The following is a 26,063-nucleotide window of genomic DNA, read 5'->3' as shown; positions in this document are numbered from 1 at the left end:
ATTTCAAAATCAGAGACACGAGTGCTATTGCGGCCGCAATCTGCCACCGCAGCGGACCGGCGGCAAGCCGCCGGTCCCTGGGCCAGTATCTCTTGGGCAAGATATCCTCGGGGCAGATACGTTGAGGCCAGTACGGTGCTGCGGTGCACTGACGACAGGCATCAGCCCTGCAGCAGGCCGATAATATCGCGCACCGTCTTCATCGTCGTTTCGGCGAGCACGCCGGCGCGTTCGCCGCCGTCCCTGAGCACCGCGTCGACATAGGCGCGGTCGCCTTCGATGCGGCGCATCTCGCCGGCGATCGGCGCCAGCTTCTCCACCGCAAGGTCGGCAAGCGCCGGCTTGAACACGGAAAACTGCTGGCCGCCGAATTCCTTCAGCACCTCGGCCTTCGACATCTCGGCCAGCCCGGCATAGATGCCGACCAGGTTTTCCGCCTCGGGCCGGCTTTCCAGCCCGTCGACTTCGCCCGGCAAGGCTTCCGGATCGGTCTTGGCCTTGCGGATCTTCTTCGAGATGGTGTCGGCATCGTCGGTCAGATTGATGCGCGACAGGTCCGACGGGTCCGATTTCGACATCTTCTTCGAACCGTCGCGCAGGCTCATGATGCGCGCCGCCGGGCCGCCGATCACCGGTTCCGTGATCGGGAAGAAGCCGTTCACCGTCTCCTCTCCGACCTGCATCTCGACGCCGACGCCAAGCCTGGCGATGCGGTCGGAAAAATCATTGTTGAATTTCTGGGCGATGTCGCGGGTCAGCTCCAGATGCTGCTTCTGGTCCTCACCCACGGGCACATGCGTGGCGCGGTAGAGCAGGATGTCGGCCGCCATCAAGGAAGGATAGGCGAGCAGGCCCAGCGAAGCATTCTCGCGGTCCTTGCCGGCCTTGTCCTTGAACTGCGTCATCTTGTTCATCCAGCCGATGCGCGCGACGCAATTGAAGATCCAGGCGAGCTCTGCATGCTGCATCACCCGCGACTGGTTGAAGACGATATGCTTCTTCGGGTCGATGCCGGAGGCAAGGAAGGCGGCGGTGATCGAACGCGTCTGGTCGGCCAGGTCGTCATAAACGAGCTGCGCGGTCAGCGAATGCAGGTCGACGACGCAATAGATGCAGTCGGACGTGTCCTGCAGGGCGACGAATTTCTTGATGGCGCCGAGATAGTTGCCGAGATGCAGATTACCGGTCGGCTGGACGCCGGAGAAGACGAGTGGCTTGAAGGCGGACATGGTTTCCTCATGGCTTGTGGAGGGCCGTTTCGCGCGCGGCGAAAGTCTTTCGACGGCGCGCTTATGAACGAACACGGCTTTACGATCAAGACCGCTGTTGCGGTCGGCGTGCCCCGGCTATTCGTCCAGGCCGGTCTTTGGCGCCGGTGGTGCTGCCTTGCCCGATCCGCGTTTGACATTGCGCCGGATCATGCCGAAATCGGCGCCGCCGGTGGCAAAGGCGGTGACGAAATAGAGCAGCGCTCCGCCGGCCACCAGCGTCAGCAGCGTCGTCGCCTTGACCACCAGCGGCGAGCCGGGACCGAGCCGGACGGCCAGCCAATGCTCGGCGAAATACAGCGCCACCGCCATCACCGCGGCCGACAGAACAAGCCGCGGAATACGCTTCAGCAGCGGTACGTCGCGGCCCCAATGGCCGCGCCTGATCAAGACCGCAAGCAGCATCAGCGCGTTGACCCAGCCGGCCACGGCCGAGGCCACCGCAATGCCGGGTGCGCCCATCCTGGGAAACAGCGTCAGCGCGGTGGCGACGTTCACCGCCACCGAGATGGCGGCGAAGATCATCGGCGTGCGCGTGTCCTCGCGGGCGAAATAGCCCGGGGTGAAGGCCTTGATCAGCACGAAGGCCGGCAGGCCAAGGCCGAAGATCGCCAGGATCGCCGCCACCGTCGGGGTCGAATGGTTGGCGGCGAATGCGCCGCGCTCATAGACCAGCCGCACGATCGGCTCCGACATGACCCAGAGTGCCGCCGCCGCCGGCAAGGTCATGAACAAGGTGAACTCGACGGAGCGGTTCTGCAGATTGGCGGCCTCAATGAGGTTGCCTGACTTCAGCGCCCGCGACAGTTCCGGCAACAGCACGATCGCCACCGCCACGCCGACGACGCCGAGCGGCAGCTGATAGACGCGGTCGGCATAGGCGAGCGAGGACACCGCACTGTCTTGCGCCGACGCGATCGCCGTGCCGATCAGCTGGTTGATCTGGGTGATGCCGCCAGTGATCGCCGCCGGCAGCGCCAGGATCAGCAGGCGCTTGACGTTCGGCGTCATTTTCGGCCGGCGGAAGCCGATCGAGATGCCGGCGTTGCGCACCGCCACCCAGACGATGGCGAGCTGCACCAGCCCCGCCGCCAGCACGCCCCAGGACAGGCTGAAGCCGACGGCATGCGCATCCAGCCCGTGATACCAGGCATAGCCAAGCACGCTGATCAGGATGATGTTGAGGAAAGCGGGTGCGATCGCCGCCGCGAAATAGCGGCGCAGCGAATTCAGCATGCCCGCCATCATCGCCGCGAGCGACATGCAGATGAGATAGGGGAACATGATCGTCGCCAGCAGGACGGTCGTCTCGAACTTGCCCGGCGTGTCGGCAAAGCCCGGCGCCACCAGGTAGCGCACGATCAGCGGCATCGCCAGTTCCATGGCGATGGTCAGCGCCAGCAGCGCCGAGAACAGCACGCCGAACACTTCCTCGGAAAAGCGCTTGGCGCCGTCGGTGCCGTGCGTCTCGATCTCCTTGGCGAACAGCGGCACGAAGGCGGCGTTGAAGGCGCCTTCGGCGAACAGCCGGCGAAAGGTGTTGGGGAACTGGAAGGCGGCGTTGAAGGCGTCGGCCACCGGTCCGGTGCCGAGTGCTGCCGCCATCAGCATCTCGCGGCCGAATCCGAGCGCGCGGCTCATCAGGGTGCCGGAAGCGACGGTGGCGAATTTCTTGACGAGGCTCATGCGTTCGAGGACTGCCTGTGGGATTGGGACAAGGTGAGGATGGCAGTCACTCGGCGGCCGCCTTGGCCTTGCCGCCGCGTTCGGGCGCGATGCCTTCGAGCGCTGCCATCAGCCGGTTGCGGATGGTGGCGATGCGGGCCGGGTTGTCGATCTTCTGGCCGGTGAGGTCGGTGACATAGAAGGTGTCGATGACCTTCTCGCCGAAAGTGGTGATGTGCGCCGAAGCGATGTCGAGCGACAGGTCGGACAGCGTGCCGGTGATCTCCGACAGCAGGCCCGGGCGGTCGAGACCCTCGACCTCGATGACCGAAAACCGGTTCGACAGCGTGTTGCGGATTTCGGCGCGCGGCGGGATCTTGAACACCTTGGCGCCGCGCCGCGGCTTGGTGCGCTTCTCAATCATCTCCGGCAGCCAGCTCTTGCCCGACAGCACGTCCTCGATCAGCCGGCCGACGCGCTCGGCGCGCCGGCGTTCGTCCTCGTCACGGTCGAACTCCCGCGAAATCAGGATGGTGTCGAGCGCGCGGCCGTCGGCGGTGGTGAAGATCTGCGCGTCGACGATATTGCCGCCGGCACCGACGCATGCCCCGGCAATGACGGAGAGAAGACGAGGATGGTCCTGCGCCAGAACGGTTATTTCGGTCACCGCCTCGAATTGGTGGGTCTTGACCATGGTGGCGAGCTTCTTGCCGGCCGCGTCGGCCTCGCGGACGAATTCGGCGTGGCGCAACTGATCCGGCAGGTCGACGGTCAGCAAATAGTTCTCGTAATGCAGCCCGACATACCGCTTGCGCTCCTTGTCGGGCCAGCCGGCGAGCGCCTCGGCCAGACGTTCGCGCGCCGCCGCCGTGCGCTGGGCGCGCGACACCTCCGAGAAACCGCCGGTCAAGAGCAGTTCGGTCTCGTAATAGAGCGTGCGCAGCAACTGGCCCTTCCAGCCGTTCCACACACCCGGTCCGACGCCCCTGATGTCGCAGACGGTGAGGATCAACAGCAGCTTCAGCCGCTCGACCGACTGCACGATCGAGGCGAAATCCTCGATGGTCTTGCGGTCGTTGAGGTCGCGGGTCTGCGCCGTCATCGACATGACGAGGTGGTTCTCGACCAGCCAGGCGACGGTTTCCGTGTCGGCCGCCGACAGTCCCATATGCGGGCAGATGCGCCGTGCGATGCGGGCGCCGGCCTCGGAATGGTCTTCCGGCCTGCCCTTGGCGATGTCGTGCAGCAAGACGGCGACATAGAGCGCCTCGCGGCTCTTCTTCAGGCCGGGCATCAGCGAATGCGACAAAGGATGCACCTTCTCGCCATCGCCGCGCTCGATCTCGGCCAGCACGCCGATGCAGCGGATCAGGTGCTCGTCGACCGTATAGTGGTGATACATCGAGAACTGCATCATGGCGACGATCTTGCCGAAGTCGGGTATCAGCCGCCCGAGCAGCCCGGCCTCGTTCATGCGCCGCAGATTGAGTTCGGCATTGCGGTCCGAGGTCAAGATGTCGAGGAACAGCCGGTTGGCCTCCTCGTCGCGCCGCAGCGATTTGTTGACCAGGCCGAGCGAGCGGGTGAGCAGCTTCAGCGCATCGGGGTGGAATTCCAGCCCGTGCTTGTCGGCGAACCAGAACAGCCTGAGCAGATTGACCGGATCGCGCTCGAATACCTGGTCGTCGGCGATGTTGATGCGGTGGTTGTCGACGATGAAATCGGACGTGCCGGCAAGCTTGCGCTTGCGGCGCTGGAAGGTGAGGAAGATGCGGTTGAAGCCGGGTACGTGCTTGGCTTGCTCCTCCTCGAGCGCCGCGCAGAAGATGCGGGTCAGGTCGCCGACATCCTTGGCGACGAGGAAGTAGTGCTTCATGAAGCGCTCGACCGCCGACAGGCCGGGATGGGTGGTGTAGCCGAGCCGCTCGGCGATCTCGCGCTGGATGTCGAAATGCAGGCGCTCCTCGGCCTTGCCGGTGAGGAAATGCATGTGGCAGCGCACCGCCCACAGGAAGTCCTCGGCCTTCTGGAACTCGCGGTACTCGGCCTCGGTGAAGACGCCTTTTTCGACCAGTTCCTCGCCGGTGCGCACCCGGTAGAAATATTTGCCGATCCAGAACAGCGTCTGCAGGTCGCGCAGGCCGCCCTTGCCGTCCTTGACGTTGGGTTCGACCAGATAGCGGCTCTCGCCGGCCTTGGCGTGGCGCTCGTCGCGCTCGGCGAGCTTGGCCTGGACATATTCCGGGCCGGTCGTGCGCACCACCTCGTGGTCGAAGCGCAGCATCAGCTCGTCATAGAGCTTGCGTTCGCCCCACAGGAAGCGCGCTTCCAGGATCGAGGTGCGGATGGTGATGTCGGTGCGCGACAGCCGCAGGCACTCATCGATGTTGCGGGTGGCGTGGCCGACCTTCAGGCCCAGATCCCACAGCATGTAGAGCATGTATTCGACGGTCTGTTCGCCCCATGGCGTCTGCTTGTAGGGCAGCAGGAACAGAAGATCGATGTCGGATCCCGGCGCCAGCGTCCCGCGGCCATAGCCGCCGACCGCCACGACCGCCATGCGTTCGGCCGACGAACGGTTCTTCACCCGGTAGACATGCGTCGCCGCGAAATCGTAAAGCGCCCGGATCAGCTCATCCATCAGATGCGACAGCCGCTCGGCGCAGGCATTGCCGCCGCCATCCTCCTTCAGCATGGCCTCGGCAATTTTCCGGCCTTCGGCGAGCCGGGCCTTGAGAAGCTGCAGCACGCCGGTGCGGGCTGCTGCTCCCGAACCGTCGCCCGCCGTGGCCGCCGTCAGCGYGGTCATCTCGCGGCGCAAGGCTTCGCCGTCGATCAGTTCATCGAGCTTCAGGGAGATTTTCGCCATAGGTACCAGTCGGCCTTGCCATTTGGGCGGCGTCTATAGCGTGTTTTCGCGGCGCTGGGTATGGGGCTCGCTGGTGGCGCGGCAGGCGGGCTAGTCCGTTGCCTCGATCGGATCGAGGGGAACGACGATCCGTTGCCGGAATCTGCAGAAATCGGCGATCCACCGTGCGGTTCGCCCGGCCTCTCTGCTGATTCTCACGGCCATCGGCTTCCTCTGCCTTCCCATAAGCCCGCTCGCGGTCCGCGCCGCATCGCGTTCCTGGTCAAGCAGGCTTGGCAGCTTTCCGCCGACGAACTGATCCTGTGCGCAAAGCGCCGGAACAAGTTGGTAGATGGTCTTGCCGGCCGACAGGACGGGATTGAAGATGAGATCATCGGTGGCAATGTTGACCTGCGCCGTTGCCTCCAGAAAGTCGCGCGCCGTTTGCCGCGAGAGCAGATAACCGCCGGCCCCCGGATGGCCCTTGCGGAGGCGGACCATGGAAAAGCCATGTCCGGCAGAGGTCCTTCTCCTCTGGATCACGGTTGAGGAGAAGAACGTCTCGAGCTTCACGACATCGGCGTCCGCCGGCACCCAGCTCGTATCGCTCAGCAATGCCCCGGCCTTGCTGGAGAAGACCATGTCGTCCTCAAACACAGCGCCGTATGGGGCCTCGTCCTGCGCAATGATCGTCCAGCAAGCCCGATGACTGTGCAGGCAGGCGATTTCGCTGCCGGAGAGCGGCCGGTTGGCATGTATCGCGTGCTGCGGCTGCAGCATTAGGTCGGGATGTTGCTTGCCATCGATCCCCGCGACCCGCTCGAACCCGATGCCCATCCGGGCGAATTCCTTCGACATGTGGGCAAGCCGATCGGGAGATCGATCGAGGTTGATGACCAGACGCTTCATTTCGCGAGCTATTTGTTCGAAACCTTGCTTCCACGGAACCGGCGGGAGCCGCCAAGCACTGCGGGAACCCTCTAGCACAGGTTATGCTATGGTTTGTTGATTTTTCCGGCGTGGATATCATGCCGCGCTGGGAGAGCCAACAGAGAGCCAGGCTTTTAAAGCCGGCCTGACTTCCCGGGATTGCCGTGACATTACGCCCGATGTGGCCGCCAGTTGTGCGGGCGAACTGCCAGTTGCGGGCTGAAAACGAAAAAATCGGAACAGCCCTTGACCTTCCAGTTACTGGAAGCACTACCTCCGCAACCAGGCAGAGGCATAAAGGCATTTTTGACATGACGCATCCAGACCATGACCATCGCGGCGATCACCACGCACATGGCGCGCACGGCAGCTGTTGCGCGTCGAAGGGCGCCGATGCTGCGGCCGTTCTGCGCGATCCGGTCTGCGGCATGACCGTGGATCCGGCCGCCGGCAAGCCGACATCGGAGCATGGCGGCCGCCTCTATCATTTCTGCAGTGAAGGCTGCCGTTCGAAATTCCAGGCCGGGCCGGAACAATATTTGACGGCCACCGACCCCGTCTGTGGCATGAGCGTCGACCGCTCGACGGCGAAGCACTTCGTCCGCCATGAAGGCCAGGGCTTCTACTTCTGTTCCGCCGGCTGCAAGGCTAAATTCGAAGCGGCGCCGCAGGCCTACCTAGGTGACAGGCCGGCGCCGCCGCCGGCGCCCAAGGGCACGCAGTACACTTGCCCGATGCATCCGGAGATCGTCCGCGACAAGCCCGGCTCCTGCCCGATCTGCGGCATGGCGCTTGAGCCGATGGGCGTGCCATCGGGAGATGAAGGACCAAACCCCGAACTGGTCGACTTCACCAGGCGGTTCTGGGTCAGCGCGGTTCTGTCGATCCCGCTTCTGGTCATCGCCATGGCGCCGATGCTCGGCCTTAGCTTCGAAAACCTGGTCAGTGACCGGACAAAAACTTGGGCGGAGTTGGTGTTGGCGAGCCCGGTGGTGCTCTGGGCCGCCTTTCCCTTCTTTCATCGTGGCTGGGAGTCGGTCCTCAACCGCAGCCCCAACATGTGGACACTGATTTCGCTGGGCGTCGGCGCGGCCTACCTCTACAGCGTCGTCGCCACGCTCTTCCCCGACATCTTCCCGCATCAGTTCCGCGGCCATGGCGGTGCGGTGCCGGTCTATTTCGAGGCCGCCGCCGTCATCGTCGCGCTGGTCTTCCTCGGCCAGGTGCTGGAATTGCGTGCCCGCGAAAAGACCGGGTCGGCAATCCGCGCCTTGCTCGATCTGGCGCCCAAGACCGCGCGGCGTATTGCCGAGGACGGCTCCGAGACCGACGTACCGCTGGACAGCGTCACGGCCGGCGATCGCCTGCGCATCCGGCCCGGCGACGCCGTGCCGGTCGACGGCACCGTGCTCGAAGGCCGCTCCTCCATCGACGAATCGATGATCACCGGCGAACCGTTGCCGGTCGAAAAGGCCGAGGGCGATGCGCTGACCGGCGGTACGCTCAACAGACAAGGGTCGCTGATCATGCGCGCCGAGCGGATCGGTGCCGAGACCACGCTGGCCCGCATCGTCGAACTCGTCGCCAAGGCGCAGCGCTCGCGTGCGCCGATCCAGGGCTTGGCCGACCGCGTTTCCTTCTACTTTGTCCCGGCCGTCGTCCTCGTCGCCGTCGTGGCCTTCATCGCCTGGGCCGTCTTCGGCCCCGAGCCCAGCCTGGTCTTCGCCATCGTCTCGGCGGTCTCGGTGCTCATCATCGCCTGTCCCTGTGCGCTCGGCCTCGCCACGCCGATGTCGATCATGACCGCCACCGGGCGCGGCGCGCATGCCGGCGTGCTGATCAAGGAAGCTGCCGCGCTCGAACGCTTCGCCTCCGTTGACACGCTGATCGTCGACAAGACCGGCACGCTGACCGAAGGCCGGCCGAAACTGACGGATGTCGTCGCGGCGAACGGCTTTTCCGAAGACGAATTGCTGGGTCACGCCGCGAGCCTGGAGAAGGGCTCGGAGCATCCGCTGGCCGAGGCCATCGTCGAGGGCGCCGCGGCGCGCGGCGCAACCGTCACGTACGCCGGCGATTTCGAGGCGGTTACCGGGAAGGGCGTTTCCGGCACGGTGTCGGGCAAGGCCGTCGCGCTCGGCAATGCCGCGATGATGGACGATCTCGGCGTCGACATTTCCGCCGTTTCGGCCAGCGCGGAAGCGCTGCAGGGCGACGGCAAGACGGCGATGTTTGTCGCTGTCGGCGGCCGACTGGCCGGCATCGTCGCCGTCGCCGATCCGGTCAAGGCGACCACCGCCGAGGCGATCAGGGCGCTGCATGACAGCGGCCTCAGGATCATCATGGCGACCGGCGACAATGAGCGCACGGCCAACGCGATCGCCAGAAGCCTCGGCATAGACGAGGTTCGCGCCGGCTTGTTGCCGGAACAGAAGGCAGCGCTGGTCGAGGAACTGCGCGGCAGGGGCGCCGGTGTCGCCATGGCCGGCGACGGCGTCAACGATGCGCCGGCTTTGGCCAGCGCCGATGTCGGCATCGCCATGGGCACCGGCGCCGATGTCGCGGTCGAAAGTGCCGGCATCACCTTGGTCAAGGGTGACCTCAATGGCATCGTCCGAGCCCGTACGCTTGCCCAGGCCACGATCGGCAACATCCGCCAGAACCTGTTCTTCGCCTTCCTCTACAATGTGCTTGGCGTGCCGGTCGCGGCAGGCGTGCTCTATCCGCTCACCGGCATGCTCTTGTCGCCGATGCTGGCGGCGGCGGCGATGAGCCTGTCCTCCGTCTCGGTCATCGCCAATGCATTGCGGCTGCGGACGTTGAAACTCTGATCCAAACCCCCAAATACGAAACCCAAACAACAGGAGACCATGGATGACCTTTGCCAAGAAACTCGTGCTTTTGCTGATGGCGGCCGGAATGCTGCTCGCCGTCTTCCTCGAAAGCGTTCCGGCGCAGAGCGAAGAGATGAAACACGACATGGCTGGCATGTCGATGGATGCGACCAGCCCCTCGACCGAGGGCTACAAGGCGGCGATGGACAAGATGCATGCCGACATGATGGCGTCGCAATACACCGGCAATGCCGATGTCGATTTTGTCAGGGGCATGATCCCGCACCATCAGGGCGCCATCGACATGGCCAAGGTCGAGCTTGCCAACGGCAAGGACCCGGAAATCCGCAAGCTCGCCGAAGGCGTCATCGCCGCGCAGGAAGCCGAGATCAAGCAGATGCAGGACTGGCTTGCAGCGCATCCGGTGAAATGAGCCCTTTCGCAACGGGCAGATTTGGGTGAGAACCCCTCCGGATTTCTCGCCCGCCCAGTGATGCGATCCGACCTCGAACGGAGCCTGCCATGCCATCCACCATCAGAACCACCACGCTGCCCTCTGGCGAAGCCGTTCAGGTGCTCGGCCAGGGCACGTGGAAGATGGGTGAGGATTCGCGTCGCCGCGCCGATGAGGTCAACGCTCTCAAACTCGGCCTCGATCTTGGCATCACATTGATCGACACCGCCGAAATGTATGCCAGCGGCGGCGCAGAGGAAGTGGTGGCGGAAGCCATTGCCGGGCGCCGCGCCGAGGTCTTCGTGGTCTCGAAAGTTCTGCCATCGAACGCGTCGCGCGCGGGTGTGCAACGCGCCTGCGAGAACAGCCTCAAGCGCCTGCGCACCGACCGCATCGATCTCTATCTCTTGCATTGGCCCGGCAGCGTGCCTCTGGTGGAGACGGTCGAAGCCTTCGAAGCCTTGAAGAAGGCCGGCAAGATCCGCCATTGGGGCGTCAGCAATTTCGACACCGACGAGATGGAAGACCTGGCCGGCTTGCCAGATGGCGGCAACGTCCAGACCAATCAGGTGCTCTACAATCTGGTCAGGCGCGGCCTCGAATTCGATCTGGCGCCCTGGAGCCGCAAGCGCGGCATCCCGCTGATGGCCTATTCGCCGGTCGAGCAGGGCGCGCTGGCGCGCAATGCCAGGCTCAATGCCGTCGCCGCCCGCCACAATGCCACCCCTGCGCAAATCGCCTTGGCCTGGGTGATGCACCAGGACGGCATCATCGCCATCCCAAAGGCCAGCAGCCAGGAACACGTCCGTCAGAATGTCGCCGCACTCGACATCGAGCTTACGCCGCAGGACGTCGCCGACCTCGACCACGCCTTTCCGCCGCCGACACGCAAGCGCGGCCTGGAGATGATCTGACAGCGATGAAGCTGCCAATCTCCCCCACGAGGGGGGGGATTGGCGGTTTCGGCGCCGGCGCGCGGATGTTAAAAATTATTTCCCGCCCAACCCCTTCAGCCGGTGGTCGAACTCGCGCCCATTTGCGCTTAAGGAAGCCGGCGACCTCGCTTCTGCGTCAAGTCGAATAGCGTGATATGATTTTGTCGCCTCTCGTCGAGGGTTCTTGTCCACTGCTCGGCTGAAGGCTAAATCTGCCTGCCTATCTGTCAGGAGCGCTGCTGTGCTGAAACGCATTATCAGGTCTGTCTTCAAAAAATACGGGTACAATTTTTTAAAAACAGAAAACCTATACGACATAGGAAACACGAATTATGCATCGATAAGTGTCGTAAACGAAATGGATGGAGAGGGTCGCATCCTTTTCATGTATATGGCAGATGAAGTAAGCAGGACTCACATTTTGTCGGTAAAGAACGTGAAAGAGATTATGATCTCTTGTGAAGAAATACTAAACTATCAAGACTGACGGCGCCTTAAATCCCTTTGGTCTGAGACTTTTTCTCATTGGCTGCCGATTAGCCCCTTCAGCCGGTAGAGCGCTTCCAGCGCTTCCCGTGGCGTCATCTCGTCCGGGTTGATGTCGCCAAGGGCGGCGCCCAGCGCGTCGCTCTTCACCGGCTTCGCAGCCTCCCGCTTCACCGCTACCGAAAACAGCGGCAGGTCGTCGACCAGCCGGTTGGTCTTGCCGGAAACCTCGCCTTCCTCCAGCTGGTGCAGCACCTGCTTGGCGCGGTCGACCACCGCTTCCGGCAGGCCGGCCAGCCGCGCCACCTGGACGCCATAGGAGCGGTCGGCGGCACCCTTGCCGACCTCATGCAGGAAGACGACGTCGCCTTCCCATTCCTTGACCCGCATGGTGACGTTGTGCAGCCGCGCCAGCTTGCCGGCGAGCGAGGTCATTTCGTGGAAATGGGTGGCGAAGATCGCCCGGCAGCGGTTCTTCTCATGCAGATATTCGACCGCCGCCCAGGCGATCGACAGGCCGTCGAAGGTGGCGGTGCCGCGGCCGATCTCGTCGAGGATCACCAGCGCCCGTTCGCCGGCCTGGTTGAGGATCGCCGCCGTCTCGACCATCTCGACCATGAAGGTCGATCGGCCGCGCGCCAGATCGTCCGAGGCGCCGACGCGCGAGAACAGCCGGTCGACGACGCCGATATGGGCCGATGCCGCCGGCACGAAGGAGCCGGTCTGGGCCAGGATGGCGATCAGCGCGTTTTGCCTAAGAAACGTCGATTTACCGCCCATGTTCGGGCCGGTCAGCAGCCAGATCGCGCCGTTCTTGGCGCTTCCTTCCGGCGACAGGTCGCAATCATTGGCGACGAACGGCCCTTCGCCGGAGCGGCGCAACGCCTGCTCGACCACCGGATGCCGGCCGCCTGATATCTCGAAGGCAAGGCTGGAATCCACCACCGGCCGGCACCAGGCTTCGCTTTCCGAAAGCAGCGCCAGCGCCGCCGAGACATCGATCGCTGCGAGCGCGTCGGCGCCGGCACGGATCTTTTCCGCCTCGCCGACCGCTTCCGCCGTCAGCGCATCGAAGGCGGCGAGTTCGATGCTGAGCGCCCGGTCGGCGGCATTGGCGATCTTGGTCTCGAGCTCAGCAAGCTCGGTCGTGGTGAAGCGCATGGCGTTGGCCATGGTCTGGCGGTGGATGAAGCGCGCCTTGGCGCCATCGCTGCCGGTCATGATCGCGTGGTGGTTGGCGGTCACTTCGATGTAGTAACCCAGCACATTGTTGTGCCGGATTTTCAGCGAGCGGATGCCGGTCTCCTCGATCAGCGAGCGCTCCAGCCCGGCGATCACTTTTCGCGATTCGTCGCGCAGCGCCCGCATCTCGTCGAGTTCCGGATGGTACCCGCCACGGACGAAACCGCCGTCGCGCTTCAACAGCGGCAGTTCCTCGCCCAGCGCCTGCGTCAGATGCCGGGCAAGCGCCTGGGGCAGCGCCTGGATGGCGGCCATCGCATCAGCCAATTCCTGTGGCAGGGCGGTCGCGGCGAAGATTTCAACGATGGCGCTGGCCGCCTCGAAGCCGGCGCGCAGTGCGCCGAGGTCGCGCGGGCCGCCGCGGTTGAGCGCCAGCCGCGACAGCGCACGCGGCATGTCGGCGACGCTCTTCAGGCTCGTCCGCACCGCCTGGCACAGCCGGGTTTCGGAGCGGAAGAAGGACACCGAGTCCAGCCGCGCGCCGATCGCCGCCGGGTCGGTCAGCGGCGCCATCAGCCGGTCGGCAAGCAGCCTGGCGCCACCGCCGGTCACCGTGCGGTCGATCGCCTTGAACAGCGAACCCTCGCGGCTGCCGGACAGCGTGCGTAAAAGTTCGAGATTGCCGCGCGTCGCCGGATCGATGGACAGGGTCGAGCCCTGCTCCTCGCGCTCGGGCCGCGACAAAGGCGGGCGCTCGGCCTTTTGCGTCTTCTCGACATAGGCGATGGCGCCCGAGATCGCCGACAGTTCGGCGCGCGAAAACGTGCCAAAGCTGTCCGGCGTCGCCACCTCGAAGAACCGGGCGATGCGCCCGGTGGCCGACGCCGAATCGAACAGCGACGGCGGCTGCGGGTTGGCGACGCGGCCGAGCACGTCGAACACCGGCCTCAGCTCCGGATCGTGGAAAACCGGCTCGGCGACGATCAGCTCGCGCGGATCGACGCGGAAGATGTCGGCGAGCAGCCGGTCGGCGGTGGTCTCGGCGACGCGGAAGGCGCCGGTCGAGATGTCGATCCAGGCAATCGCGAAGCTTTGGTCGCTGCCGCCCTTCACCCGCCCGAGCGCCATCAGGAAGCTCGATTCCGACGGCGCCAGCAATTTGTCTTCGGTGATGGTGCCCGGCGTCACCAGCCGCACCACGTCGCGGCGCACCACCGATTTGGAGCCGCGCTTCTTGGCTTCGGCCGGATCCTCGATCTGCTCGCAAACGGCGACGCGGAATCCCTGGCCGATCAGCTTCTGCAGATAGTCGTCGGCCGCGTGCACCGGCACGCCGCACATCGGAATGTCATGGCCCTGGTGCTTGCCGCGCTTGGTGAGCACGATGCCCAGCGCCCGGCTCGCCTTTTCGGCGTCGTCGAAGAACAGCTCGTAGAAATCGCCCATGCGGTAGAACAGCAGCGAATCCGGATTCGCCGCCTTGATCTCGATGAACTGCTCCATCATCGGCGTCACAGCAGCGCCGGGCTGCGGCGCCGTCATCACCTCGGGGGCGTCGGGCTCATTGGCTATGTGCATGTTCATGGCGCGGCACGCTAGCAGATGTGGCGGCCGGATTTAATGCCGGGGCTTCGAAAAGCAGGGGAAGACCGAGGCGATCGTTTGTATGCAATTGCCATCGGCCTGCGATTCCCGCGCGCTGGCGGTTTACACGCGGCGGCGCGTGGTCTTAATTCGGACCGAAACAAAGCACCCCGCCTCAAGGAGGTGCTGCATCGGCGAGGAAATCAAAAGCATCATGGCCAGGAAAACCGAGAACAACGGTCCGTCCGTCAGCGCGCAGGAAGCGCTCGAATTCCACGCGATGGGCCGGCCCGGCAAGCTGGAGATCGTCGCCACCAAGCCGATGACGACGCAGCGCGACCTGAGCCTCGCCTATTCGCCGGGTGTCGCCGTGCCGGTGCGCGCCATCGCCGAGGACCCGAGCCGCGCCTTCGACTATACGACGCGCGGCAACATGGTGGCCGTCATCTCAAACGGCACCGCCATCCTCGGCCTCGGCAATCTCGGCGCGCTGGCCTCGAAGCCCGTGATGGAAGGCAAGGCGGTGCTGTTCAAGCGCTTCGCCGATGTCGATTCCATCGATCTCGAGGTCGACACCGAGGACGCCGACGAATTCATCAATTGCGTGCGCTTCCTCGGGCCTTCCTTCGGCGGCATCAACCTGGAAGACATCAAGGCGCCGGAATGCTTCATCATCGAGCAGCGCCTGCGCGAACTGATGGACATCCCGGTCTTCCATGATGACCAGCACGGCACCGCCATCATCTCGGCCGCCGGCCTGATCAATGCGCTGGAAATCACCGGCCGCGACATGAAGACGACGAAAATGGTCTGCAACGGCGCCGGTGCCGCCGGCATCGCCTGCATCGAGCTGATGAAAGCGATGGGCTTCGCGCCGGAAAACATCATCCTGTGCGACACCAAGGGCGTGGTCTATCAGGGCCGCACCGAAGGCATGAACCAGTGGAAGTCGGCGCATGCGGTCAAGACCGACACGCGCAGCCTTGCCGAGGCGCTCGACGGCGCCGATGTCTTCCTCGGCCTCTCGGCCAAGGGTGCGCTGACCACCGCCATGGTGCAGTCGATGGCCAAGAATCCGATCATCTTCGCCATGGCCAATCCCGATCCGGAAATCACGCCGGAGGAAGTCGCCGAAATACGCACCGACGCCATCATGGCGACCGGCCGTTCGGACTATCCGAACCAGGTCAACAATGTGCTGGGCTTCCCCTACATCTTCCGCGGCGCGCTGGATGTGCGGGCCACCACCATCAATGACGACATGAAGATCGCCGCGGCCAAAGCGCTCGCCGAACTGGCGCGCCAGGACGTGCCCGACGACGTCGCGGCGGCCTATCAGGGCAACCGCCCGAAATTCGGCCCCAATTACATCATCCCGGTGCCGTTCGACCCGCGCCTGATCTCGGCCATTCCGCTGGCGGTGGCCAAGGCGGCGATGGAGTCCGGCGTCGCCCGCAAGCCGATCCTCGACCTCGACCGTTATGCGCAGGAGCTGTCGGCCCGCCGCGATCCGATCGCCTCCACCTTGCAGCGCATCTACGACCGCGTGCGCCGCCAGCCCAAGCGTATCGTCTTCGCCGAGGGCGAGGAAGAGCAGGTGATGCGCGCCGCCGTCTCCTATGTGAACCAGAAGCTCGGCACCGCCATCCTGCTCGGCCGCGACGACATCATCAAGGAAAACGCCAAGCACGCCGGCATCGACCTCAACAAGCAAGGCATCGAGATCATCAATGCAAGGCTGTCGCGCCGCAACGGCATCTACACTGACTATCTCTACGAGCGCATGCAGCGCAAAGGCTTCCTGTTCCGCGATTGCCAGCGGCTGATCAACAACGACCGCAACCACTTTGCCGCCTGCATGGTGGCGCTGGGCGATGCCGATGGCATCGTCACCGGCGTGACGCGCAACTATTCCACCGCGCTCGACGATATCCGCCGCGTCATCGACGCCAAGCCCGGCCATCGCGTCATCGGCGTCTCGATCGTGCTGGCGCGGGGCAAGACGGTGCTCGTGGCCGACACCGCCGTGCACGACATGCCGAACGCCGAGCAGATCGCCGACATCGCCGAGGAGGCGGCAGGCTTTGCCCGCCGCATGGGCTATGAGCCCAGGCTCGCCATGCTCGCCTATTCCACCTTCGGCCACCCGCAAGGCGAGCGCTCCGAGCGCGTCCAGGAGGCCGTGCGTATCCTCGACAAGCGCCGCGTCGATTTCGAGTATGACGGCGAAATGGCCGCCGACGTCGCGCTCAATGCGCGGGCCATGGCGCAGTACCCGTTCATCCGCCTCACCGGTCCGGCCAATGTGCTGATCATGCCGGCCTTCCACTCGGCTTCGATCTCGACCAAGATGCTGCAGGAACTCGGCGGCTCGACGGTGATCGGCCCGCTGCTGGTCGGGCTGAACAAGCCGGTGCAGATCGTGTCGCTGAACGCGAAGGATAGCGACATCGTCAACATGGCGGCGATTGCGGCCTATACGGCGGGGACTTGAGGGAAGGCGCAAGCCAACGATCCGGCTGTTCCAACACGGCGGCGCTCAAACGCCGCCGCCCCACCCCATAAGACATTGATAAGATTCGGCTGATATAGGGAAGCTCTTGCCGACATGCCGTAACGGCATCCACGGCGCGCTCAGACCGCTAAATGGGGGTGCGGCCATGAAGCATGACGGAGTTTCCGTGGTCGGCGAGCGCGCCTACCACGACGAGCGGCTGGACGCCTTGCTCAGCATCACCGGCCGCATGGACGGTTATCTCTACCGCTGCCGTAACGACGCGTCCTACACCATGCTCTATATCAGCGACGGCATTTTCACCGTCAGCGGCTATCGGCCAAGCGATTTCATTCACAATGCGGTGCGCGACTATGTCTCGGCCATCCACCCGGATGACCTGCCGTCGGTCTATGCCGCCGTCGACGCCGCGCTCGAGGCGCGCTGCAACTGGAACGTCGACTACCGCATCGTGCCGAGGGCCGGCGAGCCGCTCTGGGTCCGCGAGATCGGTGGCGGTGTCTGGGACGAGGCCGGTGAGCTCGAATTCCTGGAAGGTTTCGTCGTCGACATCAGCGACCGCAAGGTGGTCGAGGACCTCAACGCCCAGCTGGTCCTCGACCTGAAGACCGCCAACGAGGAATTGTCCGCGCAAAAGCGCGAGATCGAGGTGGCCAAGCAGCAGAGCGACCATTCGGCCAACCACGATGCCTTGACCGACCTGCCCAACCGGCGCGCGTTCCACAACGAGCTCAAATCGGTGGTCGCCCGCTGCGGCGCCACGGGCGAGGCGGCCGGGCTTTTGTTCATCGATCTCGACCGGTTCAAGGAAGTCAACGACACGCTCGGCCACGAGGCCGGCGATGCGCTGCTGCAGCGCGTGTCGAGCCAGCTTCGCTCGATCCTGCGTAGCGCCGATTTCGTCGCCCGGCTCGGCGGCGACGAATTCGCTTTCCTGTTCTCGGCCGACACCGAGCTGGCCCAGCAGAAGGCCGTGCGCGTCGCCGAACGCATCCTGGAAAGGTTGCGGATCAAGGTTCCCACGCCCAACGGCGCCATCCAGGTCGGCTGCACCGTCGGCGTGGCCATGTATCCGGCGGAAGCCGCCGACTCCGAAGCGCTGATCGCCCTCGCCGACCGGCTGATGTACATCGGCAAGAAGAGCGGCCGAAACCGGCTGGTCACTGCCAGCGAAATGGCGCCGCAACAGCCTTCGTCCCGGCCTCGCCTCCGCAAGACGGCGTAGCTATCGGCGCGAACTCGAGCCGGCTCCGAAATCCAAGGGTTGACCGCGCCGCTTCAGCCCGGTGCGAACGCACGTGCCGCTTCGACGACTTCACTGATCTGGTCCTGCCGCAACAGATCGATCGGAATGCGGCCGTCGAGTTGTGCTGCCGGGCGCGTCAGCCACAGCCAGGCGAGCCTCGGATTGCCGATCAGCGACTGCACGTCGCTTATGCCCGCGACCGGCCGGCCGTCGACGAATTGCGCCAGCGGGAAGACGTGCTTGCGGCCGCCCTTGCGCAAGGCGATGACATCGCCGCGCCTTTGCCAGCGGTGCAAGGTCGAGCGGGCAATCTGCAGGTTTTCTTCCAGATAGGTCGAGCCGGCGACGCGGCCGGCCCAGTCCTCGATCAGCATCGATTCGAGATCGTCGGACCGTGGCGGCGCGGCAAGCGTTTCATCGGCCGGCAAAACCATCGGCATATCCATGGCGCCGGCTTCGCTGCGGCGCGCGGCTTCCGCCGCCAGAGCGCGCACGAATTTCGAGGCGAGACCGGGAAGGTCGGCATGAATGGCGTCGATGGCGCGCTGGTGCTTTGGCGACAGCAAGGTGACGGCGGATGCTATGCTGCCGGCGATCTTGCCGACCGAGACCACGGTGGACTGGTTTATGGCCTCGTCATAATGGGCAAGCGCGCGCTCGACATCCTCCGCGACCATCTCCGCGAAGTCGTCCTGTCCAAGACCGGTTGTCTGAAATCTGCTCATGCATCTGTCTTCCGGCTGCGTGCTCCTCCCTCAGCCGCGGCCGATTGCTGAATGTCTAGTGCGGAAAACGGAAATCATGGCGGCAACAAATCGCGCCGCCCGACAGCTTGCTGTCTTGCATCTTTTCAACATCCCATCCGTCTGCAGGCGCCCCGAAATGTCAGTCACGGGAGGCTCTCGATTTCGTGTAGGAGCGATATGTGACAACTGCGCGACGGTGGGTCACCCTCACCCGCCCTCCGCTTCGCTTCGGGCGACCTCTCCCCAAGGGGAGAGGAGACTGCCGGCGCCGGCGCTTTCCTCTTCTCCCCAATGGGGAGAAGGTGGCCGCGAAGCGGCCGGATGAGGGGGAGCCTCGCAGCAGTTGCCGCAACGGCGGCGGAAAAGCGTTACAGCAATCCGGCCAGTTCCGCCTCGCGGCGCAAATTCTGCCTCGGCCTTGGGCCGATCTGCTGGATCACCAGGCCGGCGGCCAGTGAGCCGAGGTCGCCGCAGGTCTTGAGGTCGCGGCCTTGCGTGTAGCCGTGCAGGAAACCGGCGGCGTAGAGATCGCCGGCGCCCGTCGTGTCGACCAGCTCCCGGATGGCGGTGGCCTGGATGACCACGGTCTCGTCGCCACGCACGATGACCGAGCCTCTTTCCGAGCGCGTGACGGCGGCTATTCTGCAGTCCTTGCGGATCTTGGCCAGCGCCTCGTCGAAGGATGAAGTCTGGTAGAGCGACTTGATCTCGTGGCTGTTGGCAAAGACGATGTCGACCGTGCCCGAACGCATCAGGTCGAGGAATTCGTCGCGGTAGCGGTCGACGCAGAACGAGTCCGACAGCGTCATCGACACTTCGCGGCCTGCGGCGTGCGCCAGCCTGGCCGTCTGCCGGATCGCTTCCTTGGCGCGCGGCGGGTCCCAAAGATAGCCCTCGAAATAGGTGACCTTGGCGCCCGATGCCTTGTCGGCCTCGACATCTTCCGGCCCGAGCTCGACGCAGGCGCCGAGATAGGTGTTCATCGAGCGTTCGCCGTCGGGCGTGACGAAGATCATCGAGCGTGCGGTCGGTGGCTCGCCCTGGAGCGGCTTGGTGTCGAAGGCGACGCCCTGCGCATGGATGTCGTGCGCGTAGATTTCGCCCAGCGCATCGTTGGAGACCTTGCCGAAGAAGGCGGCGCGTCCGCCGAAGGAGGCGACGCCGGCCGCCGTGTTGCCGGCGCTGCCGCCGGAGGCTTCGATTGCCGGGCCCATGCGGCTGTAGAGCAGTTCGGCGCGGTGCGTGTCGATGAGGTTCATCGCGCCTTTGATGATGCCGTTGGTTTCGAGGAATTCCTCCTCGCATTGGGCGATGATGTCGACAATGGCATTGCCGATGCAAAGCACGTCATAATCCGGCATCAATGTCTCCATCAAAAACCTAAAGCAATTCCAGGAAAAGTGCGTAGCGGTTTTCCGTTCGGAATTGCGTACAAAGAGAGAGCCGGCTTCTTGCCACGCTGGCCGGGCGCGGGTTTAGCGATTCGCGGCGGCTTTGCCTAGGGCATGTTGACATTCAGGTGATGCCGGCCTGACCTGAAGTGCGAAACGCCCTGGAGCGCGACACGCCAGGCGCTACGACAATTCGACCGTGGACGAAGCATTTCGTCTGGCTGTCGCTTACAAGCTGGCTCTGCCGATCACCTATCAAGGGCGAGCCAGTTCCCATGTCCGCAAAGAACGACACGACAATCGACCTGGCATTGCTCGGCGTGCTGGCTGTGCTGTGGGGCGCCTCCTACACTTTCATCAAGATCGGCGTCGAGACGATCCCGCCGGTCACCTTCATCGCCGCCCGCACCTTGATCGCCGGCGGTATCCTGTTCGCCATCATCCGCTGGCGCGGGCTCGCCATGCCGCGCGATGCCGCCACCTGGCGCCGCTTTGCCTTCCAGGCCTGCCTCAACAGCGTCATACCTTTCACGCTGATCGCCGCGGCCGAACGCTCGGTCGATGCGGGGCTCGCCACCATCCTCAACGCGACCTCACCGATCTTCACCTTCCTGCTCACCGCGCTCATCACCCGCCACGAGCCGGTCACGGTGCGCAAACTCATCGGTGTCGGCGCCGGCATAGCCGGCATCTGCCTCATCGTCGGCACCGAGGCGCTGGGTGGCATCGGCCACGAATTGTGGGCGCAGGTCGCCATCGTCGCGGCGACGATCTGCTATGCCGGCGCCGCCATTTTCGGCCGTGGCTTCAAGGGTCTCGATCCGATGCTGCCAGCGGCAGGCTCGATGCTCTGTGGCGCCGTCATTTTGGTGCCGCTCAGCCTGATGGTCGACCAGCCCTGGACGCTCGCGCCGTCGACGGCGTCGATCCTCGCCCTGCTTGGCTTGTCGGTGTTCTCGACCGCGCTCGCCTTCGTCATCTATTTCCGCCTCATCCACACGCTGGGATCGGTCGGTACGACCTCGCAGGCCTATCTGCGCGTGCCGATCGGCGTCGGCATCGGCGCCGTCTTCCTCGGCGAAAGCCTGGGGCCGACGGCATGGCTTGGGATGGCCTTCGTCGTGGCCGGTGTCGCGGCCATGACCATTCCGGTCCGCAAGCCGGCGTTCGCTCGTTAGAGTGTTTCACCGTTTCATGGAAACGGCGAACCACTCTAACTCTTTGTTTTGACGCAATTCCGGACGGAAAACCGCTCACACTTTTCCTGGAATTGCTCTAGCCGCCCCGATTTACTTGTGTTCGCGACCCGCGCTGCCTATGTCGGGAGCGTCCGCCTTCCGGCGGCGTCCGCTGACCTGGGGTTGAAACACGGTGATTTTCGAAGCTGCCCGCATTGCGGTCCTCGAACTGCTCTCGCCGCCGTTTCGTGCCGTGTTCCTCAAGACGCTGGGCCTGACCGTGCTGGCGCTGGTCGCCTTGTGGTTCGGCCTGACCAGCCTTGTCGAGTGGCTGGCCCTGCCGTGGCTCCAGGCCTTGTTGCCCGGCATACCGACATGGGCCGGCTGGCTGGGGGGCATCATCGCGGCAATCGCGCTGGCCTTCGGCATGGCGCTGCTCATCGCGCCGGTCACGGCTGTCATCGCCGGCCTGTTCCTCGACGATGTCGCCGAAGTGGTCGAGCGCACCGACTATCCCCGCGACCCGGTCGGGCGCCCCATGCCGGCGTTGCGCTCGCTGGTGCTGGCGATCAAATTCTTCGGCGTCGTCATAGCAGGCAACATCGTGGCGCTCCTGCTGCTGCTGGTGCCGGGCATCAACATCGCCGCCTTCTTCATCGTCAACGGCTATCTGCTCGGGCGTGAATTCTTCGAATTCGCCGCCATGCGCTTTCGCCCGGAGGACCAAGCCAGAGCCCTGCGCCGGCAGTATGCCGGCACGGTGTTTCTCGCCGGGCTGGTCATCGCGGCCTTCCTGGCCGTGCCGCTGCTCAATCTGCTGACGCCGCTCTTCGCCGCCGCCATGATGGTCCATCTGCACAAGGCGATCAGCGCGCGGGAAAGCCGCCGGTGACCGCAAGTGTCATGCAGTCGGCCCTTTAGGCTGAGGATTTGCCGTACAGCGCTTGCAATTTGCCGAACGGCATGGCGGCGCGGGTGAAGCCGAACGTGCCGTCCTGCTGGATTTCGCGGGCCGCCGTCTCCAGCATGCCGTAGGCGAAGTTGGTCAGCCACGGCCCGAGCGAAATGCGCTTGACGCCAGCCATTGAGAGATCGGCGATGGTGAAGCCCGGTTTCGCCATGACGTTGACCGGCTTGCTGACAGCCGAGCAGAGCGTGCGCACCATCTCGATATCGCCGATACCGGGCGCGTAGAGCACGTCGGCGCCGGCCTTCTCGAAGGCTTGCAGCCGCTTGATGGTGTCGTCCAGATCGGACTTGCCCCACAGGAAATTCTCGGCCCGCGCCGTGAAGACGAAATCGCGTTTGAGGGCTCGCGCGGCCTCCACCGCCGCCGCGACGCGCTCGACCGCATGGGAGAAATCGTAGATCGGCCTGTCCGGGTCACCGGTGTGGTCCTCGATCGAGCAGCCGGCAAGACCGGCCGCTTCCGCCGCGAAAATGGTTTCGGCAGCCCGCTCGGCGCTGTCGCCCTTGCCTTTCTCCAAATCTGCAGAGACGGGCAGATCGGTCGCCGCCGTCACCTCGCGGCAGTGATGGATCATCTGCTCGAAGGTCACCGCGCCGTCTGGCAGGCCGCGCGAAAAGGCAAAGCCGGCGCTGGTCGTCGCCAGCGCCTTGAAGCCGAAGGATCCGAGCAGCTTGGTCGTGCCCGGATCCCAGGGATTGGGCATGACGAAGGTCGAGGCATGCAGGTCGCGAAAGATCTTGCCCTTGTCCATGAATGCTCCCCATCACGAGTGTAGGGGCGGATGCTATCGCGCTGTCTGCGGTCGGGCAAACGAATGCGGTTGGTTCAGAAGCGTTTCTCGTTCTCTCCTGCCAATTTCTCGAACGCATCGGAATCCTTCACGTAGCGCGATGTCTTCTTGTGCCAGTGATAGGTGACGGAAATGTCGTGTGACGCCGCATCGGGTGGCGCGTCGTCGCAGCTCTCATCGCTCGGCACCGTGCTGTCGGTCACCGTCACCTTGACGGCGGCATAGGGCTGGCCGTCGGCGATGGTCTGGAAAGCCATGTCCTGCTTGCGGCTGTATGCGCAGAGCCTTTCGTCGAACGTGTAGATCATGTCGATCAGCTCGAATTTGTCGTCACGCACCATGATCAGCGGCGTGATCACGTAGCCCTGGCTCGAATTGAAATGCGTGCTCATGGTGATGAGCATGTCGTCGCCGGCGCCGATCGATAGCTTGTTCGGTTCGCGGAAATAGGTGCTGCGGTCGACCGCGACATTGGCCGCATCGAGCAGTTTCGGCTTGGCCGTGACGTCGTAGAGCGCCAGCACCGCATAGCCCTCGGCGCTGTCGGGAGAATCGCCAAGGTCGAAAAGCATGGCCAGCCGGTCCTTGCCGCCGGCCCTGATGGGAAGCACCGCGGCATTGGGCAGGCTTGTCGTCTCGGGCGGCGAACCGCCGCTATCCGGTCCCTCGATGTGGCGCATCTCGATCGGCAATCCGCCCTTGTAGAAGCCGTCCCCGTTCGCGGCGAGGCTCGGGATGACCATCTTGGCCAGGTCAAGATAGGTCACATCGCTGCGGCCGGGCAGGGCGCCGCCCAGATCCGGAAAGCTGACGGCTTGGGCGCCGGCCGCGTTCCACAGGAACGGCAGCAGCATCACGGCAAGGATGATGCGTAAAAAGTTCGTTGGCATGAGCGCCCCCCAAGGATCAGGCCACTCACGCTAGCACGGGTCCAAGCATCGTGCAGCCGTGCCGGAACCGGATCAGTGGATCGGAACCAGCCCGGCCAGTTCGCGCATGTCGTCGAACAGGATGCCGCCGGCCTGGATCAGGCCGTCGCGGTCGGAATAGGGATCGCCGTGATAGGAAAACACCCGCATGCCGGCGGCGATCCCGGCCTGCGTGCCGGCGACGCTGTCCTCGATGACGATGCAGTCCGCGGGCGCGAAGCCCATGGTCTTGGCCGCATGCAGGAACAGGTCCGGGAACGGCTTGCCGCGCCCGACCATGGTCGAGGAAAACATGGCATGTTCGAACAGCGGCAACAGCCCGGTCTGGCCAAGCGTGATGTGCATCTTCGAAATCCTGGCCGAAGTGGCGACGCAATAGGGGATGCCGGCCGCCCGAACCGCCTCGATGAACTCCCGCACATAGGGGATTGCCTCGACGCCATGGGAAAACAGGTCCGGCAGGCCGGCGTTCCAGCGTTCGACGAAATCGGCGCCGAGTCGAACCTCGGTCGTCTCCTCGATCTCCTTCTGCACCGACGCCATGCTGCGGCCGGAGAAGTTCTTGCGGCAATATTCGAAGTTCGTCGGATAGCCGGCAGCGCTCAGCCATTCGGCAAGGCGTCGGTTGGCGAGATTTTCGGTGTCGACGAGGATCCCGTCGCAGTCGAAGATCACAAGGTTGGGTATGGGCATCAGGCTGTGCCGGTCGATCCGAACCCGCCCGAGCCACGCGCCGTGCCGCCGGCCAGCGAACGCTCTTCGACGGTCACCTGCGTCACGGCAGCGAAAACGATCTGGGCGATGCGCGTGCCCCGCGTCACCGCAAAATCCTCGTCGCCAAGATTGACCAGCAGCACCTTCACCTCGCCGCGATAGTCGCTGTCGACCGTTCCAGGGGAATTGAGGACGGTAAGGCCATGCTTGAAAGCCAGGCCGGAGCGCGGCCGCACCTGGCCTTCCATACCTTCGGGGATTTCCAGGATCAGCCCGGTCGGCACCAAGGCGCGTTTGCCCGGCAGGATCAGCAGCGGCCGGTCGTCGGGCACCGCCGCGCGAAGATCCATGCCGGCGGCGCCGGCGCTTTCGTAGGCGGGGAGGGGTAGACCTTCGGCGTGCGGCAATCTGACGAAGCCGACAGTCGGGCCGATGACGGAGGAGTTTTGGAGGGCTGCGCGCATAAAATCGATCCTATCGGCGCGATTGCCGATTCGGTCAATTCGCCCGCAAGCCTATCAACGGCTTTCTTTCAGGCATCACTATGGCCTGGGCACGCTTTAGCGCACTTCCATCGGGACAACCGTGGTCTCCTTGATCTCCTCCATGACGAAGGAGGCCGACACGTCGGACAGCGCCACCTTGGCGATCAGCCGCTGGTAGAGCCGGTCGTAGGCTTTCACGTCGGCGACGCGGGCGCGCAGGACATAGTCGAGGTCGCCGGACATGCGGTAGACGCCGGTGATCTCGGGAAGGCCGGTCACCGCGGCGCGAAATTTTTGCAGCCAGTCGGGATCATGGTTGGACGTACGGATCAGGATGAACACAGAAAGGCCAAGTCCGAGCTTGTCGGCATCGACCAGCGCCACGCGGCCGGTGATGACGCCGTCCTCCTCCAGTCGTTTGACGCGCCGCCAGCAGGCATTGCGCGACAGGGCCACCCGTTCCGACAGCTGGTCGACCGACAAGGTGCCGTCGCGTTGCAATTCGGCAAGCAGTTTTCGGTCTATTTCATCAATATCCAGTGCCATATTGGGATGTTTGTCCCATGAAATGGCAAAACACAAGGACATTTTGAGACCGATGAACCGGCGAAGCGTGTCAGGATACTCATATCGGAACGCAAGCGCTGAAGGGGGACCTCAATGTCGGTCGCAAGCATCTTCACTTCTCATCCCGCCAAGGTCGGCGAAACCTATTTCAGCCATATGGCCTTTGCCGCCTGGTTCTCCTCGCGCCTGCTGATGGCGGCCGGCGCCGCCCTCGTTCACGCTTTCTTGCCATTTCTCTTCGAGACTACCGCCAGCCGAATCGTTCGCGAGCTTTACGAGCGGACGCACAACAGAGGCACACACGCGACCAAGGAGCCGGCGGCTCTTCCAGATCGCGCCTAGAGGA

Annotated in this window: 20 protein-coding genes; 8 read left to right on the top strand and 12 right to left on the bottom strand. The window is 64.3% G+C overall.

Annotated features, from left to right (window positions below):
* Positions 1–161 precede the first annotated feature (161 nt).
* The 4 genes from trpS to AC1DPX_RS01435 all read right to left on the bottom strand — a co-directional run bounded on the left by trpS (position 162) and on the right by AC1DPX_RS01435 (position 6,690).
* On the bottom strand, positions 162–1,229 hold the full coding sequence (gene trpS / locus AC1DPX_RS01450) for a tryptophan--tRNA ligase (protein ID WP_477234098.1): 1,068 nt from the start codon (positions 1,227–1,229) through the stop codon (positions 162–164).
* Between the two features lie 117 nt (positions 1,230–1,346).
* Positions 1,347–2,954 carry a murein biosynthesis integral membrane protein MurJ gene (murJ, locus tag AC1DPX_RS01445; protein ID WP_477234096.1) on the bottom strand — a complete coding sequence of 536 codons (1,608 nt, stop codon included), beginning with the start codon at positions 2,952–2,954 and terminating at the stop codon, positions 1,347–1,349.
* A gap of 46 nt (positions 2,955–3,000) precedes the next feature.
* Positions 3,001–5,802, bottom strand: coding sequence for a [protein-PII] uridylyltransferase (locus tag AC1DPX_RS01440; RefSeq protein WP_477234094.1), 2,802 nt, complete (start codon positions 5,800–5,802; stop codon positions 3,001–3,003).
* A 90-nt stretch (positions 5,803–5,892) separates the two neighbouring features.
* On the bottom strand, positions 5,893–6,690 hold the full coding sequence (locus AC1DPX_RS01435) for a glycosyltransferase family 25 protein (protein WP_477234092.1): 798 nt from the start codon (positions 6,688–6,690) through the stop codon (positions 5,893–5,895).
* Positions 6,691–7,022: 332 nt separating this feature from the next.
* Here AC1DPX_RS01435 and AC1DPX_RS01430 point away from each other — a divergent pair, with 332 nt between their 5' ends.
* The 3 genes from AC1DPX_RS01430 to AC1DPX_RS01420 all read left to right on the top strand — a co-directional run bounded on the left by AC1DPX_RS01430 (position 7,023) and on the right by AC1DPX_RS01420 (position 10,913).
* A complete protein-coding gene (locus AC1DPX_RS01430; protein ID WP_477234090.1) occupies positions 7,023–9,542 on the top strand; it encodes a heavy metal translocating P-type ATPase in 2,520 nt (839 codons plus the stop codon).
* A 43-nt stretch (positions 9,543–9,585) separates the two neighbouring features.
* The gene (gene copM, locus AC1DPX_RS01425; RefSeq protein ID WP_477234088.1) at positions 9,586–9,978 is read left to right on the top strand and encodes a CopM family metallochaperone; all 393 of its coding nucleotides are present in this window, start codon (positions 9,586–9,588) and stop codon (positions 9,976–9,978) included.
* A gap of 89 nt (positions 9,979–10,067) precedes the next feature.
* Positions 10,068–10,913: an aldo/keto reductase gene (locus tag AC1DPX_RS01420; protein ID WP_477234086.1), complete on the top strand. Its 846-nt coding sequence runs from the start codon at positions 10,068–10,070 to the stop codon at positions 10,911–10,913.
* Positions 10,914–11,456: 543 nt separating this feature from the next.
* Here the strand turns inward: AC1DPX_RS01420 and mutS are convergent.
* The gene (mutS, locus tag AC1DPX_RS01415; RefSeq protein WP_477234084.1) at positions 11,457–14,186 is read right to left on the bottom strand and encodes a DNA mismatch repair protein MutS; all 2,730 of its coding nucleotides are present in this window, start codon (positions 14,184–14,186) and stop codon (positions 11,457–11,459) included.
* Positions 14,187–14,400: 214 nt separating this feature from the next.
* Between mutS and AC1DPX_RS01410 the strand changes: the two genes are divergently transcribed.
* A complete protein-coding gene (locus AC1DPX_RS01410; RefSeq protein ID WP_202356480.1) occupies positions 14,401–16,680 on the top strand; it encodes an NADP-dependent malic enzyme in 2,280 nt (759 codons plus the stop codon).
* Between the two features lie 166 nt (positions 16,681–16,846).
* Positions 16,847–17,926, top strand: coding sequence for a GGDEF domain-containing protein (locus tag AC1DPX_RS01405; protein WP_477234082.1), 1,080 nt, complete (start codon positions 16,847–16,849; stop codon positions 17,924–17,926).
* Positions 17,927–17,979: 53 nt separating this feature from the next.
* Here AC1DPX_RS01405 and AC1DPX_RS01400 read toward each other — a convergent pair whose 3' ends face one another.
* Positions 17,980–18,672 (bottom strand): antitoxin Xre/MbcA/ParS-like domain-containing protein, encoded by a 693-nt coding sequence (locus AC1DPX_RS01400; protein WP_477234080.1) that lies wholly within the window; start codon positions 18,670–18,672, stop codon positions 17,980–17,982.
* Positions 18,673–19,061: 389 nt separating this feature from the next.
* Complete coding sequence (locus AC1DPX_RS01395) at positions 19,062–20,054, bottom strand: adenosine kinase (RefSeq protein ID WP_477234077.1); 993 nt, start codon at positions 20,052–20,054, stop codon at positions 19,062–19,064.
* Positions 20,055–20,359: 305 nt separating this feature from the next.
* Between AC1DPX_RS01395 and AC1DPX_RS01390 the strand changes: the two genes are divergently transcribed.
* Positions 20,360–21,262, top strand: a complete 903-nt coding sequence (locus AC1DPX_RS01390) for a DMT family transporter (RefSeq protein ID WP_477234075.1) — start codon at positions 20,360–20,362, stop codon at positions 21,260–21,262.
* Between the two features lie 193 nt (positions 21,263–21,455).
* Complete coding sequence (locus tag AC1DPX_RS01385; protein ID WP_477234073.1) at positions 21,456–22,154, top strand: sulfate transporter family protein; 699 nt, start codon at positions 21,456–21,458, stop codon at positions 22,152–22,154.
* Positions 22,155–22,179: 25 nt separating this feature from the next.
* On the opposite strand, the gene AC1DPX_RS01380 is transcribed toward AC1DPX_RS01385, so the two are convergent.
* The 5 genes from AC1DPX_RS01380 to AC1DPX_RS01360 all read right to left on the bottom strand — a co-directional run bounded on the left by AC1DPX_RS01380 (position 22,180) and on the right by AC1DPX_RS01360 (position 25,696).
* A complete protein-coding gene (locus tag AC1DPX_RS01380; protein WP_202356474.1) occupies positions 22,180–22,983 on the bottom strand; it encodes an isocitrate lyase/PEP mutase family protein in 804 nt (267 codons plus the stop codon).
* A gap of 74 nt (positions 22,984–23,057) precedes the next feature.
* Positions 23,058–23,912 carry a hypothetical protein gene (locus tag AC1DPX_RS01375; RefSeq protein WP_477234071.1) on the bottom strand — a complete coding sequence of 285 codons (855 nt, stop codon included), beginning with the start codon at positions 23,910–23,912 and terminating at the stop codon, positions 23,058–23,060.
* A 72-nt stretch (positions 23,913–23,984) separates the two neighbouring features.
* A complete protein-coding gene (locus AC1DPX_RS01370; RefSeq protein WP_477234069.1) occupies positions 23,985–24,644 on the bottom strand; it encodes an HAD family hydrolase in 660 nt (219 codons plus the stop codon).
* On the bottom strand, positions 24,644–25,129 hold the full coding sequence (dut, locus tag AC1DPX_RS01365; RefSeq protein ID WP_477234067.1) for a dUTP diphosphatase: 486 nt from the start codon (positions 25,127–25,129) through the stop codon (positions 24,644–24,646). The genes AC1DPX_RS01370 and dut overlap by 1 nt, the downstream gene beginning before the upstream one ends.
* A 96-nt stretch (positions 25,130–25,225) precedes the next feature.
* Positions 25,226–25,696: an Lrp/AsnC family transcriptional regulator gene (locus AC1DPX_RS01360; protein ID WP_202356470.1), complete on the bottom strand. Its 471-nt coding sequence runs from the start codon at positions 25,694–25,696 to the stop codon at positions 25,226–25,228.
* A 114-nt stretch (positions 25,697–25,810) separates the two neighbouring features.
* Between AC1DPX_RS01360 and AC1DPX_RS01355 the strand changes: the two genes are divergently transcribed.
* Positions 25,811–26,059, top strand: a complete 249-nt coding sequence (locus tag AC1DPX_RS01355; RefSeq protein ID WP_477234065.1) for a DUF6356 family protein — start codon at positions 25,811–25,813, stop codon at positions 26,057–26,059.
* Positions 26,060–26,063: the final 4 nt, after the last annotated feature.

This window comes from Mesorhizobium sp. 01N446, assembly GCF_056399285.1.
This window is presented reverse-complemented; position numbering and strand designations above follow the sequence as displayed.